At 73.0% G+C, this 15,174-nt stretch carries 12 protein-coding genes; 4 read left to right on the forward strand and 8 right to left on the reverse strand.

Annotation, left to right across the window (positions count from 1 at the left end; genetic code table 11):
* Positions 1-24: 24 nt before the first annotated feature.
* From GCE86_RS04105 to GCE86_RS04125, 5 genes are all read right to left on the reverse strand, one after another.
* The gene (locus tag GCE86_RS04105; protein ID WP_154225678.1) at positions 25-1,170 is read right to left on the reverse strand and encodes an MBL fold metallo-hydrolase; all 1,146 of its coding nucleotides are present in this window, start codon (positions 1,168-1,170) and stop codon (positions 25-27) included.
* Between the two features lie 136 nt (positions 1,171-1,306).
* Positions 1,307-2,491: a zinc-dependent alcohol dehydrogenase gene (locus GCE86_RS04110; RefSeq protein WP_154225679.1), complete on the reverse strand. Its 1,185-nt coding sequence runs from the start codon at positions 2,489-2,491 to the stop codon at positions 1,307-1,309.
* 156 nt (positions 2,492-2,647) lie between these two features.
* Complete coding sequence (locus tag GCE86_RS04115) at positions 2,648-3,409, reverse strand: succinate dehydrogenase/fumarate reductase iron-sulfur subunit (RefSeq protein WP_091263420.1); 762 nt, start codon at positions 3,407-3,409, stop codon at positions 2,648-2,650.
* Entirely contained in the window at positions 3,406-5,340 is a 1,935-nt protein-coding gene (locus GCE86_RS04120; protein WP_154225680.1) for a fumarate reductase/succinate dehydrogenase flavoprotein subunit, read from the reverse strand. The genes GCE86_RS04115 and GCE86_RS04120 overlap by 4 nt, the downstream gene beginning before the upstream one ends.
* A gap of 1 nt (position 5,341) precedes the next feature.
* The gene (locus tag GCE86_RS04125; protein WP_239543281.1) at positions 5,342-5,974 is read right to left on the reverse strand and encodes a succinate dehydrogenase cytochrome b subunit; all 633 of its coding nucleotides are present in this window, start codon (positions 5,972-5,974) and stop codon (positions 5,342-5,344) included.
* Between the two features lie 128 nt (positions 5,975-6,102).
* Here GCE86_RS04125 and GCE86_RS04130 point away from each other — a divergent pair, with 128 nt between their 5' ends.
* Complete coding sequence (locus GCE86_RS04130; RefSeq protein WP_208818108.1) at positions 6,103-7,038, forward strand: LysR family transcriptional regulator; 936 nt, start codon at positions 6,103-6,105, stop codon at positions 7,036-7,038.
* Here the strand turns inward: GCE86_RS04130 and hrpA are convergent.
* On the reverse strand, positions 7,035-11,030 hold the full coding sequence (gene hrpA / locus GCE86_RS04135) for an ATP-dependent RNA helicase HrpA (protein ID WP_154225682.1): 3,996 nt from the start codon (positions 11,028-11,030) through the stop codon (positions 7,035-7,037). The genes GCE86_RS04130 and hrpA overlap by 4 nt on opposite strands.
* A 144-nt stretch (positions 11,031-11,174) precedes the next feature.
* Here hrpA and GCE86_RS04140 point away from each other — a divergent pair, with 144 nt between their 5' ends.
* Both GCE86_RS04140 and GCE86_RS04145 read left to right on the forward strand, forming a co-directional pair.
* Positions 11,175-11,645 carry a cytidine deaminase family protein gene (locus GCE86_RS04140; protein ID WP_239543258.1) on the forward strand — a complete coding sequence of 157 codons (471 nt, stop codon included), beginning with the start codon at positions 11,175-11,177 and terminating at the stop codon, positions 11,643-11,645.
* Between the two features lie 86 nt (positions 11,646-11,731).
* A complete protein-coding gene (locus GCE86_RS04145) occupies positions 11,732-12,562 on the forward strand; it encodes a phytanoyl-CoA dioxygenase family protein (protein WP_154225684.1) in 831 nt (276 codons plus the stop codon).
* Positions 12,563-12,572: 10 nt separating this feature from the next.
* On the opposite strand, the gene GCE86_RS04150 is transcribed toward GCE86_RS04145, so the two are convergent.
* The gene (locus tag GCE86_RS04150) at positions 12,573-12,932 is read right to left on the reverse strand and encodes a YciI family protein (RefSeq protein WP_154225685.1); all 360 of its coding nucleotides are present in this window, start codon (positions 12,930-12,932) and stop codon (positions 12,573-12,575) included.
* Between the two features lie 5 nt (positions 12,933-12,937).
* Positions 12,938-13,870, reverse strand: a complete 933-nt coding sequence (locus tag GCE86_RS04155) for a MerR family transcriptional regulator (protein WP_154225686.1) — start codon at positions 13,868-13,870, stop codon at positions 12,938-12,940.
* 124 nt (positions 13,871-13,994) lie between these two features.
* On the opposite strand from GCE86_RS04155, the gene GCE86_RS04160 reads away from it, so the two are divergent.
* A complete protein-coding gene (locus tag GCE86_RS04160) occupies positions 13,995-15,041 on the forward strand; it encodes a FecCD family ABC transporter permease (protein WP_154225687.1) in 1,047 nt (348 codons plus the stop codon).
* The last annotated feature ends 133 nt before the right edge of the window (positions 15,042-15,174 follow it).

A 15,174-nucleotide genomic window follows, 5' to 3' on the forward strand; every position in this document is an offset into this window, starting at 1 on the left:
CTTGTCCGGTTTTTCGGGCGGGTCCTATGCGACGGCCTGCCACCAGCCGTCGACCGCGGGCGGCTCGTCCACCACCACCCGCTCCCCGGGCCGCGGCACGGCCAGCCGCACGTCCCGGGCCTTCGCCTCGGCCCACAGCCGGTCCACCGGCTCGGACCAGTCGTGCAGGGCCAGGTTGAAGGTGGCCCAGTGCACCGGGACGAACAGCCCGCCGCGCAGGTCGAGGTGGGCGGCGACCGCCTCCTCGGGGAACATGTGGATGGTCGGCCAGGCCCGGTCGTACGCCCCGATCTGCATGAGCGTGACGTCGAACGGGCCGTGCTCGGCGCCGATCTCGGCGTAGCCGTCGAAGTAGCCGGAGTCGCCGGTGTAGAAGACGTTCCGCTGCGCCCCGGCGATCACCCAGGAGCTCCAGAGCGTGCCGTCGCGGCGGAGCCCGCGGCCGGAGAAGTGCTGGGCCGCGGTCGCGGTGAGGGTCAGCCCGCCGACCCGGTGGCTCTCCGCCCAGTCCAGCTCGACGATCCGCTCCTCCGGCACGCCCCACCGGTCCAGGTGGGCGCCGACGCCGAGCGGCACCAGGAACGGCGCGGACTGGTGTTCGAGCAGCCCGCGGACGGTGGCCATGTCCAGGTGGTCGTAGTGGTCGTGCGAGATGAGGATGGCGTCGAGCCGGGGCAGCTCCTCGAGGCGGGCCGGCGGCTCGTGGATGCGGCGCGGGCCGACCAGGGCCGACGGGGAGCAGCGGTCGCTCCACACCGGGTCGAGCAGCACCCGGTGCCCCTCGATCTCGACCAGCGTGGAGGCGTGCCCGTACCAGACGATGTTCAGCTCGCGGTCCGGGTCGGCGGGCGCCGGGTCGGCCGGGCGCAGCAGCGGGACCGCCGCGGAGGGCCGCCGCTTCTGCTTGCCGAAGATCAGCTCCTTGACGAGGTTGCGTCCCGGGTCGGCGACCATGGTGCTGCGGGTGCCCGACGGGTTGTGGAAGGTGCCGTCCCGGAAGCGCGGCGAGCGGGCCGCCCGCTCCGCGCGGGCGCCGGAGAGCCGGCCGCCGAGCTGGGCGGGCACGTCCCGCGCCGCCCAGGCGAGCCCGGCCACCGCGGCCAGCCCCGCCATCCCCCACCGCCGGCCGCCGGCCGCGCGCTCCAGTTCCCGGTCCTCCGGTCGCCCCATGTCCCGTCCCTCCGCCGTGTCCCGCAGTACACGGTAGCCATCCGCCCGCCACCCCGCGCGGGCGACGACGCACCCGGCCCGCGCGGGCTCAGCCGAGCCGGCGCCGCGGTCGCGCCGGTGACGACCACCGTGCGGCTCACGGTTCGAGCACGACCTTCACGCAGCCGTCCTGCTTTTTCTGGAACATCTCGTACGCCTGCGGCGCCCGCGCCAGCGGCAGCCGGTGGGTCCGCAGGTCCTCGACGCCGAGCGGGTCGTCGTCGCCGGCGAGCAGCGGCATGATGTCGTCGATCCAGCGCTTCACGTGGCACTGGCCCATGCGCAGCTGGACGCCCCGGTCGAACATCTCCATGAGCGGCATCGGGTCCTGCTCGCCGCCGTACACGCCGGAGATCGACACGGTGCCGCCGCGCCGGACCGCCTTGAGCGCGGCGTGCAGCACCACGAGCCGGTCGACGCCGGCCTTGTCGGTCATGGTCTGGCCCAGCTTGTCGGGGAGCAGCCCGGCCGCGGTCTGGGCGATCTTGCCGAGTGGCGCGCCGTGCGCCTCCATGCCGACCGCGTCGATCACCGCGTCCGGGCCGCGCGCGTCGACCAGGTCGATGAGCGCGCCGGGCACGTCGTCCAGCTCGCTGACGTCGAGCACCTCGATGCCGTGCCGGCGGGCCATCTCCAGCCGCTCCGGCACCAGGTCGAGCCCGATCACCCGGCCCGCCCCGAGGTGCCGGCCGATCCGGGCGCAGAACTGGCCGACCGGGCCGAGGCCGAACACGGCCAGGGTGCCGCCGGGCGGGGTGTCCGCGTACTTCACGGCCTGCCAGGCCGTGGGCAGGATGTCGGAGAGGTAGAGCCAGCGCTCGTCGGGGCCGGTCTCGGGGATCTTGATGGGGCCGAACTGGGCCTGCGGCACCCGCAGGTACTCGGCCTGCCCGCCGGGGACGGAGCCGTAGAGCGAGGTGTAGCCGAACAGCGCGGCGCCCTTGCCCTCGCTGGTCACCTGGGTGGTCTCGCACTGGGCGTAGAGCTGGCGGTCGCACATCCAGCACGAGCCGCAGGCGATGTTGAACGGGACGACCACGCGGTCGCCGGGCTTGAGCCGGGTGACCCCGGAGCCGACCTCCTCCACGACGCCCATCGGCTCGTGCCCGAGCACGTCGCCGGGCTTCAGGTACGGCCCGAGCACCTCGTACAGGTGCAGGTCGGAGCCGCAGATGGCGGTCGAGGTGATCCGGATGATCGCGTCGGTCGGCTCCTCGATCTTGGGGTCCGGTACGTCCTCGACGCGGACGTCACGCTTGCCTTGCCAGGTCAGTGCCTTCATTGCCGGAATGTCCCCTCGTCGGTGCCGTCCATGGGACTGCTACCCGTGGCGCAGGGGTTGAACCGGCGGCGGGGCGCCCTCACGTACCCCGGAAAAGGCGAACCGCCGCGCCCCCGGTGCGGGGCGCGGCGGCTCGCGTGGTTCGGACGGCGGGGCTCAGGACCCCGGGGTGCCGGCGCGCTTGGCCGTCGCCTTGAGGTAGTCCCGGTTGAGCCGGCCGATGGTGTTCAGCGGGATGCCCTTCGGGCAGGCCGCCGCGCACTCGCCGATGTTGGTGCAGCCGCCGAAGCCGGCCTCGTCGTGCGCGTCCACCATGCCGATCACCCGGGTGTAGCGCTCGGGCTGGCCCTGCGGCAGCAGCGAGAGCTGGGTGATCTTGGCGGCGGTGAACAGCATGCCGGAGCCGTTGGGGCAGGCCGCCACGCAGGCGCCGCAGCCGATGCAGGCGGCCGACTCGAAGGCGGCGTCGGCGTTGGCCTTGGCCACCGGCGTGGAGTGCGCCTCGGGGGCGCTGCCGGTCGGCGCGGTGACGTACCCGCCGGCGGCGATGATCTGGTCGAACGCGTTGCGGTTGACCACGAGGTCCTTGACGACCGGGAAGGCCCGGGCCCGCCACGGCTCGATGTCGATGGTGTCCCCGTCGGAGAACTGCCGCATGTGCAGCTGGCAGGCGGTGGTGCCGCGCTGCGGGCCGTGCGCCTCACCGTTGATCATGAGGCTGCACATGCCGCAGATGCCCTCGCGGCAGTCGTGGTCGAAGGCGACCGGCTCCTCGCCGTCGAGGATCAGCCGCTCGTTGAGCACGTCGAGCATCTCCAGGAAGGACATGTCCGGGGACACGTCCTGCACCGGGTAGGTCACCATCTGACCCTTGTCCTCGGGGCCCTTCTGGCGCCAGATGCGCAGGGTCAGGTTCACTTGTAGCTCCGCTGCGTGGGGTGGACGTATTCGAAGGTCAGGTCTTCCTTGTGCAGCACGGGCTGGCCGGTGCCGGTGTACTCCCAGGCCGCCACGTAGGAGAACCGGTCGTCGTCGCGCTGCGCCTCGCCGTCGGGGGTCTGGTGCTCGGCCCGGAAGTGGCCGCCGCAGGACTCCTCGCGGTGCAGGGCGTCGATGCACATGAGCTCGGCCAGCTCGAAGAAGTCGGCCACCCGGCCGGCCTTCTCCAGCGACTGGTTGAGCCCCTCGCCGTCGCCCGGGACGCGGACCCGCTGCCAGAACTCGTCGCGCAGGGTACGGATCTCGTCGATCGCCTTGCGCAGCCCGGCCTCGGAGCGCTCCATGCCGCAGTGCTCCCACATGATCTGGCCCAGCTCCCGGTGAAACGAGTCCACCGTGCGGTCGCCGTTGATCGCGAGCAGCCGCTGGAGCCGCTCCTCGACCTCGGTCCGCGCCGCCACCGCCTCCGGGTGGCTGGCCTCGACCTTCTCCAGCCCGCCGGACGCCAGGTAGTTGGCGATGGTGTTCGGCAGCACGAAGTAGCCGTCGGCCAGGCCCTGCATGAGCGCCGAGGCGCCGAGCCGGTTGGCGCCGTGGTCGGAGAAGTTCGCCTCGCCGATCACGAACAGGCCCGGGATGGTCGACTGGAGGTCGTAGTCGACCCAGAGGCCGCCCATCGTGTAGTGCACGGCGGGGTAGATCCGCATCGGGACCTCGTACGGGTCCTCGCCGGTGATCCGCTCGTACATCTCGAAGAGGTTGCCGTACTTGGCCTCGATGGCCTTGCGGCCGAGCCGGTTGATGGCGTCGGCGAAGTCGAGGTAGACGCCGAGCCCGCCGGGGCCGACGCCGCGGCCCTCGTCGCAGACGTTCTTCGCGGCGCGGGAGGCGATGTCCCGGGGGACCAGGTTGCCGAAGGAGGGGTAGATCCGCTCCAGGTAGTAGTCCCGCTCGTCCTCGGGGATGTCCCTGGGGCTACGGGTGTCGCCCTTGGCCTTGGGCACCCACACCCGGCCGTCGTTGCGCAGCGACTCGCTCATCAGGGTCAGCTTCGACTGGTGGTCGCCGGAGACCGGGATGCAGGTCGGGTGGATCTGCGTGTAGCAGGGGTTCGCGAAGTACGCGCCCTTGCGGTGCGCCCGCCAGGAGGCGGTCACGTTGCAGCCCTTGGCGTTGGTGGAGAGGTAGAAGACGTTGCCGTAGCCGCCGGAGGCGAGCACGACGGCGTCGGCCATCTCGGTGCTGATCTCGCCGGTGACCAGGTCGCGGACCACGATGCCGCGGGCCCGGCCGTCGACGATCACCAGTTCGAGCATCTCGTGGCGGGCGTTCATCTCCACGTTGCCCAGGCCGATCTGCCGCTCGAGGGCCTGGTACGCGCCGAGCAGCAGCTGCTGGCCCGTCTGGCCCCGGGCGTAGAAGGTGCGCTGCACCTGCGCGCCACCGAAGGAGCGGGTGTCCAGCAGGCCGCCGTACTCGCGGGCGAACGGGACGCCCTGGGCGACGCACTGGTCGATGATGTTGACCGAGACCTCGGCCAGCCGGTGCACGTTCGACTCCCGGGAGCGGAAGTCGCCGCCCTTGACGGTGTCGTAGAAGAGCCGGTGCACCGAGTCGCCGTCGTTGCGGTAGTTCTTGGCGGCGTTGATGCCGCCCTGCGCGGCGATCGAGTGGGCCCGGCGCGGGCTGTCCTGGTAGCAGTAGGACTTCACGTGGTAGCCCTGCTCGGCCAGGGTCGCCGCGGCGGAGCCGCCGGCCAGGCCGGTGCCGACCACGATCACGGTCAGCTTCCGCCGGTTCGCCGGGTTGACCAGCTTCATCTCGAACCGGTGGCGGTCCCAGCGGGTCTCGATGGGGCCGTCGGGAGCCTTGGTGTCGGCGATCGGGTCGCCGGTGGTGAAGAGATCCATGTCAGGCCACCAATCCGGTGAGTACGGCGAACGGGACCACCAGGTAGCCGGCGCAGAGCGCGACGGCGAAGACGAGGGCCGCGGCGCGCGCCCGGCGCTCGCCCTTCGGGGTCTGCTGGCCGAGGCTGCGGAACGCGCTGAACGCGCCGTGCCGCAGGTGGAAGCCGAGCGTGACGATCGCCAGGGTGTAGAAGAGCGTGACGTACCAGCGGTCCGCCGCGAAGTCCTGGACCACGTTGCCGTACGGGTTGGCCGGGTCGCCCTGCGGGTTCAGGTGACCCGTGGTCAGGTCCAGGATGTGGTAGATCACGAAGAGCAGGATGATCACACCACCCCAGCGCATCGTCCGGGCCGCGTAGTTCACGTGGATCTTCCGGCGGTGCGCGTACGCCACCGGGCGGGCGGCCCGGGCGCGTACGGCGAGCACGGTGGCCGAGACGATGTGCGCCACGACGGCCACGGTGAGCACGGTGCGCTGGATCCACAGGTACCAGGTCGACGGCAGCAGCGGCGTCCCGATCTCGCGGAGCCAGTGCGCGTAGTGGTCGAACGAGGTCTCACCCGTGAAGATCTTCAGGTTGCCGAGCATGTGCGCGATCAGGAACAGCACCAGGATGATGCCCGTCACCGCCATGACGGCCTTGAGGCCGACATTCGAGCGGATGGGCGACCGAGTTTTCGTGATTACCACGTGACCGACGCTAGGAGCAGTTTGATCAGTCGTCCAATGCATCGACCTCGCAGTCTTGATAGCCATAAGCTATAGAGATGCAGCTCCATCAGCTCCGGTACTTCGTCGCGGTCGCAGAAGTACGACATTTCACCCAAGCTGCCGACCTCGTGGGCATCACGCAGCCCTCGCTGAGTAAGCAAATTCACGCGCTGGAGACCGACCTGGGGGCCCCGCTCTTCGAGCGGGTAAGGGGCAACATCGCGCTCACCGCGGCCGGCGAGGTGCTGCTGCCGTTGGCGAAGCGGATCCTCGCCGACGTGGACACCGCCACCCGCGAGGTGCAGGAGCTGGTCGGGTTGCGCCGGGGCCGCGTCCGGCTGGGCGCCACACCCAGCCTGGCCACCTCGCTGGCGCCCCCGGTGCTGCGCCGGTTCCGCGACGCCCACCCCACCGTCGACCTGCGGGTGGAGGAGGGCGGGTCCCAGGACCTGGTGCGGGACCTGCTCCGCGGCGACCTCGACCTGGCCCTGATCATCATGCCCTCGGCCGGCACCGACCCCGGCCTGCGCGCCGACCCGATCCTGCGGGAGAGCCTGGTGGTCGCCTCGGTCGACCCGCTACCGGCCGCCTCGGAGCGCGGCGAGGTGCGCATCGTCGACCTGCGCGACCAGCCCCTCGTGATGTTCCGCCAGGGCTACGACCTGCGCGACGCCACCATCCAGGCGTGCCGGGAGGCCGGCTTCGAGCCGACCCTCTCGGTGGACGGCGGGGAACTGGACGCCGTGCTCAGCTTCGTCGAGGCCGGGCTCGGCGCGGCCCTGGTGCCCGGCATCGCGGTCACCCGCCGGCCGGGCATCCGGGTCACCCGGCTCGTTCCGCCCGGCGTCCGCCGGACCATCGCGGTGGCCCGCCGCCGCGACGTGGTGCCCACCCACGCGGGCCGCGAGCTGCGCCGCATCCTGCTGGAGTACGTCCACGACGCCACCGCCGCCGACCAGCTCCCCGCCGGAGTGGAACCCCTCTAGCGGCCCTCGGCCTCGTCCATGGCGCGGTAGATGCGCTGCTCCGACACCGGGTACGGGGTGCCGAGCGCCTGGGCGAACACGTTCACCCGCAGCTCCTCGATCATCCAGCGGATCTGCCGGACGGCCGCGGACTGCCGCTTCGCGGGCGGCAGCGCGGCCAGCATGTCCTGGTACTCCTTCTGCACGACGGCGATCCGGTCCTGCTGAGACTTGTCCCGTTGCGGGTTGCCGGGCAGCCGGTCCAGCCGCCGCTCGATGGCGGTCAGGTAGCGCAGCAGGTCGGGCAGGCGGGCGTACCCGGCCTCAGTGATGAAGCCCTTGTGCACGAGCCCGCCGAGCTGGGTGCGGATGTCGGCCAGGGCGGCCACCACGGCCAGGTTCCGCGTGGCGCCGAGCCGCTGCTCGACGGCGTACGCGGCGGCGAGCACCTGCCGCACCCGGCCCATCACCTCGACGACGGTGTCGACCAGGTCGGCACGGACCCGCTCCCGCAGGGCCGCGAAGCCGTCGGCGTCCCAGGCCGGGCCGCCCGCGTCCGCCATGAGCTTGTCGATGGCCGCGCCGGCCGCGTCCTCGATGAGCGCCGGCACCCCGCCGTGCGGGTTGCGGGACAGCGCCAGCTTGGCCTCGTTGCTGAGCCGCCCCTGGAGGAACTTCGCGGGGGAGGGCACGGTCAGCCGGAGCAGCCGCCGGGTGCCGGCCCAGTGCGCGGCCTCCTGCTCGGCCGGGGAGTCGAACACCTTCACCCCGACGGTCGTGCCCTCGTCGACCAGGGCCGGGTACGCGGTCACCGCGTACCCGGCGCGGACCTGCTCGATGGTGCGCGGCAGGGCGCCGATGTCCCACCCGGTGAGCCCGGTGCGGGCCACGTCCGGCGCGGCGGCGGCGACCACCTGCCGTACCTCCCGGCGCAGCTCACGTTGCAGGGCCGGCAGGTCCTTGCCCTCGGCGACCGGCTTGTCGTCCTCGCCCAGCACCCGGAAGGTGACCCGCAGGTGCGGTGGCAGCTTGCCCACGTCCCAGGCGTCCGGCGGGACGGTGACCCCGGTCATCCGGCGCAGCTGCCGGGCGAGCGCGTCGAGGAGCGGCTCCTCGCCGGCCGGCAGCTGCGCGAGCGCCGCCCGGGCGTAGTCGGGCACCGGGACGAAGTTGCGCCGGATCGCCTTGGGCAGCGACCGGATCAGCGCGATCACCAGTTCCTCGCGCAGGCCCGGCACCTGCCAGTCGAAGCTCTCCGCCGGCACCTGGTTGAGCAGGGGCAGCGGGATGTCCACGGTGACGCCGTCGGTCGGGGTGCCCGGGTCGAACGTGTAGGTCAGCGGCAGGGCGACCCCGTCGGCCCGCCACTCGTCCGGGTAGTCGCTCTCGTCCACCCCGCCCCGGCCGGCGTTGACCAGCAGCTCCCGGGTGAAGGTGAGCAGGTCCGGCTGCTCCCGGCGGGTCTTCTTCCACCAGGTGTCGAAGTGCCGGCCGGAGACCACGTCGGCGGGGATCCGCTGGTCGTAGAAGTGGAAGATCGTCTCGTCGTCGACCAGGATGTCCCGCCGCCGGGCGCGGTTCTCCAGCTCCTCCACCTCGGCCAGCAGGCGCTGGTTGTCCGCCCAGAACCGGTGGTGGGTCTGCCAGTCGCCCTCGACCAGGGCGTGCCGGATGAACAGCTCCCGGCTCAGCGCCGGGTCGATCCGGCCGAAGTTGACTTTGCGGGAGGTGACGATCGGGATGCCGTAGAGGGTGACCTTCTCGTAGGCCATCACGGCGGCCTGCTTCTTCTCCCAGTGCGGCTCGCTGTAGCTGCGCTTCACCAGGTGCTGGGCGAGCGGCTCGACCCACTCGGGCTCGACCCGGCCGGCCACCCGGCCCCAGAGCCGGGAGGTCTCCACCAGCTCGGCGGCCATCACCCAGCGCGGCGGCTTCTTGAACAGCGCCGAGCCGGGGAAGATCGCGAACTTCGCCCCGCGCGCGCCCAGGTACTCGTGCTTCTGCGCGTCCTTGAGCCCGAGGTGGGAGAGCAGGCCGGGCAGCAGGGACTGGTGCACCTTCGGGGTGTCGATCTCCTCGGGCAGGTCCGCGCCGCCGGCGCGCCGGCCCTCACCCTTGTCCGAGGTACGCAGCACCTGGCGGAGCTGGCTGACGATGTCCTGCCACTCGCGTACCCGCAGGTAGTTGAGGTACTCCGCCTTGCACATCCGGCGGAACGCGCTGGAGGACAGCGCCCGCTGCTGCTCGCGCAGGTAACGCCACAGGTTCAGGTACGCGACGAAGTCCGACTCCTTGTCGGCGAACCGGGCGTGCGCCTGGTCGGCCTGGGCCTGCTTGTCCACCGGCCGCTCGCGCGGGTCCTGGATGGACAGCGCGGCCGCGATGACGATCACCTCGGTGGCGCAGCCGTTGCGCTCGCCCTCCAGGACCATCCGGGCCAGCCGAGGGTCGACCGGGAGCTGGGCCAGCCGGCGGCCGAGCGCGGTGAGCCGCTTCTCCGGGTCGGTCTCGGCCGGGTTCAACGCCCCCAGTTCGTGCAGCAGGTTCACGCCGTCGGTGACGTTGCGCCGGTCCGGTGGGTCGATGAACGGGAACGCCGCGATGTCGCCCAGCCCGATCGAGGTCATCTGGAGGATGACGGAGGCCAGGTTGGTGCGCAGGATCTCCGGGTCGGTGAACTCGGGCCGGTTCTCGAAGTCCTGCTCGTCGTAGAGGCGGATGCAGATGCCGTCCGAGGTGCGCCCGCAGCGCCCCTTGCGCTGGTTGGCGCTGGCCTGGGAGACCGGCTCGATGGGCAGCCGCTGCACCTTGAGCCGGCTGGAGTAGCGGGAGATCCGGGCCGTGCCCGGGTCCACCACGTACTTGATGCCGGGGACGGTCAGCGAGGTCTCCGCGACGTTGGTGGCGAGCACCACCCGGCGCCCGGCGTGCGGGGCGAAGACCCGGTGCTGCTCGGCCGTGGAGAGCCGGGCGTAGAGGGGGAGGATCTCGGTGCCGAGCAGGGAGCGCTTCTTCTGCACCAGCTTGCCGAGCGCGTCGGCGGTGTCCCGGATCTCCCGCTCGCCGCTGAGGAAGACCAGGATGTCGCCGGGGCCCTCGGCGGCCAGTTCCTCGACCGCGTCGCCGATGGCCTGGATCTGGTCCCGGACGTTCTCCTCGTCGCCGTCGTCCTCCTCCTCGGCCTCGACGACCTCGACCAGCGGCCGGTAGCGCACCTCCACCGGGTAGGTCCGACCGGACACCTCGACGACCGGCGCGGGGTTGCCCTCGGCGTCGGCGAAGTGCTTCGCGAACCGGTCGGTCTCGATGGTCGCCGAGGTGATGAGCACCTTGAGGTCGGGGCGGCGGGGCAGGAGTTGCCGGAGGTAGCCGAGGATGAAGTCGATGTTGAGGCTGCGCTCGTGCGCCTCGTCGATGATCAACGTGTCGTACTGGCGCAGCATCCGGTCGGTCTGCAGTTCGGCCAGCAGGATGCCGTCGGTCATCAGCTTGACCAGGCTGTTCTCGCCGACCTGGTCGGTGAAGCGCACCTTGTAGCCGACCACGTCGCCGAGCTCGGTGCCCAGTTCCTCGGCGATCCGGTCCGCCACCGTCCGGGCGGCGAGCCGGCGCGGCTGGGTGTGGCCGATCAGCCCGGTGACGCCGCGGCCCAGCTCCAGGCAGATCTTGGGCAGCTGGGTGGTCTTGCCGGAGCCCGTCTCGCCGGCCACGATCACCACCTGGTGGTCGCGGATGGCCGCGGCGATGTCGTCCTTTCGCTCGCTGACCGGCAGCTGCGCCGGATAGGTGATCGCCGGTACGGCGGCCCGCCGGGCGGCCAGCCGCGCCTCGGCCCGGGCCACGTCGGCCGCGATCTCGGTCAGCGCCGACTCCCGCCGCTGCGGGTCGCGCAGCCTGCGTACCCCGTCCAGCCGCCGCTGGAGCCGGCGCTGGTCGCGGAACATCAGGGCAGGGAGGCGGCGGTGCAGGTCGCGGGCGGTCTCGGGTGCGGCGGGTACGGCTGGATTCTGCATGTCGTCGACAAGGATAGGCAGGCGCACGGCGCAGCGCCCCCGGGTTACCGGCCGCCGCGGCTCCCCGCGCGCCCTCCCAGGTCGTCGCGGGTGGCCCGGCTAGAGTTTCCGCCGAGGCGAGGTCGACGACGGGACGGGATGATCATGCGCGACACCGACCGGGCGCTGGTGCAGGCCGCGATGGCCGTCGCCAAGCTGCGCTGCCGCAGCGACAACCACACCGTGGCGGCCGCCGCGCGGTCCACGGACGGCCGGGTCTTCAGCGGCGTGAACGTCTACCACTTCACCGGCGGACCGTGCGCCGAGGTGGTGGCCATCGGCGCCGCGGCCACCCAGGGCGCGGGGGACCTGGAGACCATCGTGGCGGTGGGGGACCGCGGGCGGGGCGTCATCCCGCCGTGCGGCCGGTGCCGGCAGGTGCTGCTCGACTACTTCCCGTCGATCCGGGTGATCGTCGGCCCGCCGGACGCGCTGCGCGCGGTCCCGGTGGCCGATCTGCTCCCCGAGACGTACGTCTGGGCGGACCACCAGGTGGAGGTCCCGGTCGGGCCGCCGCGCACCGGCGTGTGGCCGATGCCCGTGGTGCCGGGCAGCCGCCAGGCCGCCGAGGACTGACACCCTCCGCGGGAGCGGTCCGGCATCTCTTGCGGCGCTTCTACAACGTTGTAATACTCGGGTCGTCGCCCTGACGAGGAGGCCCGATGACATCGCAGCTGACCGAGGACGAGACCCCCGTCGAGGCCCTCGGCGACCTCTACCGCGACGGCATCACCGCCTGCCGCGGCGCCTTCGGGGTCGACTGGGTCGCGCGGGTCGACGAGGACATCGACGCCGCGTTCCGGGAGGCCCGGTCCCGGCCCGACGGCGCGGTCGGCCGGGGCCCCGAGCGGTGGTACGTCGAGATCCACCCGGAGCAGCTGCGCGGCTTCGTCGACCTGGTCACCCACCCGTGGGTGGTGTCGGTGTGCCGGGCGGTGCTGGGGCCCGACTACGAGATCGTCGAGCTGGGCTTCGACATCCCGTTCCCCGGCGCGAAGACGCAGCCGTGGCACCGGGACTTTCCCATGCCCGAGGAGACCCGCCTGCGGCGGCGGCTCACCTCGCTGGCGTTCAACCTCACCACGGTGGACACCGTGGAGGAGATGGGGCCGTTCGAGATCGCGCCGGGCACCCAGTGGGACGACGGGCGCGACTTCGACCACGAGATGTTCCCGCCGAAGGACCGGTACCCCCGCTACGAGGCCCGTGCCGTCCGCAAGTACCCGAAGCGCGGCGACATCTCGGCCCGCTCGGCGCTCACCATCCACCGGGGCACCCCGAACGTCAGCCGGCTGGCCCGGCCCGTACTGGTGCTCGGCGTCGACGCGCCGGGCGCGGGCAACGCCGCCCACCACGACATGGCGGTCACCCGGGACTACTGGGCAGGCCTGCCGGAGCTGGTCCGGGCGCACCTGCACTGCCCCGTGGTCGACACCCTCGTGCCGATCCGGCAGAAGCACACCATCGAGGGCCTCGTGATGGGCGGGGACTGAGGGCGGGCGGTCAGTCGCCCGCGGCGGCCTCCAGCATCGAGCGGGGCACCGGCACCTGCTCGAAGCGCACGTTGCCCTCCGGCACCATCCAGCTCAGCACCTGCGCCTGCAGCCGCCCGGCGCGGACGGCGGGATCGTTCGCGTAGAGCTCGCGGGCCATCTGCGGGTCGACCGAGAGCACGGCGATGCCGCGGATCCGCTCGTCGTCCCCGCCGAGGAAGGGACCGGCCGCGAGTACGGCGCCCTGCTCGGCCAGCCCGGCCTGGTGGGCCAGGTGCGCGTCCTGGAGCCGGTCGAGCGCGTCCTGGGGCAGGTCGGGCGCGTCGTCCGGCCGGACCAGGAGCACCACGGTGTGCTGGTCGAATCGCATGCCCTTCAGGGTAGGGGCTGCCGGGCCCGCAGCGCCCGGATCGACCAGTCGAGCACCGGCGTCAGGCTCTCCGGCGCCGGCCAGCCGTTCACCACCGAGAGCAGCCGCAGATAGCGCTCCCGGCGGGGGTCGTCGGCGGCCTCCAGCCGGTCCAGCAGCCGCCGCCGCAGGCCGGCGTCGTCCGGGCGGCCGCAGAGCAGCGCGTACCGGCTCGTGGCCGCCGCGACGATCCCGTCGGCCCCGGGTGCGGCCGGGTCGACGCCGGCCGCCAGCGCCGCGGCGACCTCCTCCCGGACCACGGCCACCGCGTCCCGGCGGACGCCCGGCACGCCGGCCCGGTCGGCCGCGTGCTGCTCCGCCACCCGCCGCAGGCCGGCGCGGAAGTCCGCGTCGAGGGTCAGTTCGGCCAGCTCCACCCAGGCCTCGACCTGCTCGTCGGTCGGGTCGTCGGGCAGCTCGGGGGTGAGCGACCGGCGGATCCCCGCGAACCCCGGCTCGGCCAGGCCGGCGAACGCCGCGTCGAGGAACTCGTCGACCAGCCGCCGCCGCTCCGCCTCGGCGAGCCCGGCCAGCCGGTGCAGGAGGTCGGCCTGAGCGGCGGTGGACCCCCGCCGGGCCACCACGGTGAGCACCGCGCGGCGCAGCCGCAGCAGCCGGATCTGGGTGGCCAGGGCGTCGGCGTGTGCCGCGGCGACCTCGGGCAGCCCGACCTCCCGCTCCACCACCCGGCGCACCGTCGGCAGGTCGACGCCGAGCTCCCGCAGGGTCCGCACCAGTTCCAGGCGGGCCAGGGCGGCCGGGCCGTAGCGGCGGTGCCCGGTCGGGCCGCGGCCGGACGGCGGCACGATCCCGCGGTCGGACCAGAAGCGGATCGTCTTCACCGGCAGCCCGGTCCGCCGGGCCAGGTCACCGATCGAGTAGTAGGTCGCACCGTCCATGCCGCCCACCCTGCCGCCTCCCCCCGGTGGAGGCGCAACCCGCACATCGACAAAGCCGAGTTAGGTCTGCCTAACCAGCTCGGTTAAGGTAAGGCGTACCTAATCCGAGAGGCGAGCACCCCCTGTGACCACCGTCGCCGTCCGGCCCGCCCGGGCCGACGCCCCCACCCGCCGCGGCGCACCCCGTCGCCTCGCGGTCACTCTGGCGGCGGCGCTCCTGCTCGTCGCCGCGCTGCTGGCCAGCCTGGCGCTCGGCAGCCGCCACCTCCCCGTCGACCAGGTGTGGCACGCGCTGGTCGCCCCGGACGGCGGCGACGCCACCACCGTGGTCCGCGAGCTGCGGCTGCCGCGTACCGCCCTGGGGCTGGTCGTCGGGGTCGCCCTGGCCCTGGCCGGGGTGCTGTTCCAGGCCGTCACCCGCAACCCGCTCGCCGAGCCGCGCATCCTCGGGGTCAGCGCCGGCGCCTCCTTCGGGGTGGTGCTGGCCATTGCCGTCTTCGGCGTGAGCACGCTCACCGGGTACGTCTGGTTCGGCATCGCGGGCGCGCTGCTCGCCGGCCTGCTGGTCTTCGCCGTCGCCAACCGCACCCGCGAGGGCGCCAGCCCGGTCACCCTCGCGCTGGTCGGCGCGGCGCTCGACGCCGGTCTCGGCGCCGTCGTGTACGCGCTGCTCAGCATCGACGCCCGCACCTTCGAGGAGTACCGGTTCTGGGTGGTGGGCGGCCTCACCGGCCGGGACGTCGGCGTCGCCGGCCAGGTGCTCCCGTTCGTCCTGGCCGGTGTGGCACTCGCCGCCCTGGCCGCCCGCGGGCTGGACGCGCTCGCACTCGGCGACGACGTCGCCCGGGGACTCGGCCACCGGATCGCCCTGGTCCGCCTCGCCGCCGGGGTCGGCGGGGTGCTGCTCACCGGCGCCGCGGTGGCCGCCGCCGGGCCGATCGCCTTCGTGGGGCTGGCCGTGCCGCACCTGGCCCGGGCCCTGGTGGGCGCCGACCACCGGTGGACGCTGCTGGTCGCCGGGTTGCTCGGTCCGGCCCTGGTGCTCGGTGCCGACGTGGTGGGCCGGCTGGTCGCCCCGCCCGGCGAGATCCCGGCCGGCATCATCACCGCCCTGCTGGGCGCCCCCCTGCTGGCCTTCCTGGTCCGCCGCGCCAAGGTGGTGACGGCATGACCCCCAGCCCCCGCGATCTTGCACTGGCGGCTCCGGCAAACAGGACAGATGCCCCACCCGCGGGGCCAGAACTGCAAGATCGGCGCGGGGGAGGGGGTGCCCTGGCGGGGCGGCCGCTGCTCCGGGTCGGGCC

The organism is Micromonospora terminaliae, from assembly GCF_009671205.1.
Classification (GTDB): Bacteria; Actinomycetota; Actinomycetes; order Mycobacteriales; family Micromonosporaceae; genus Micromonospora; species Micromonospora terminaliae.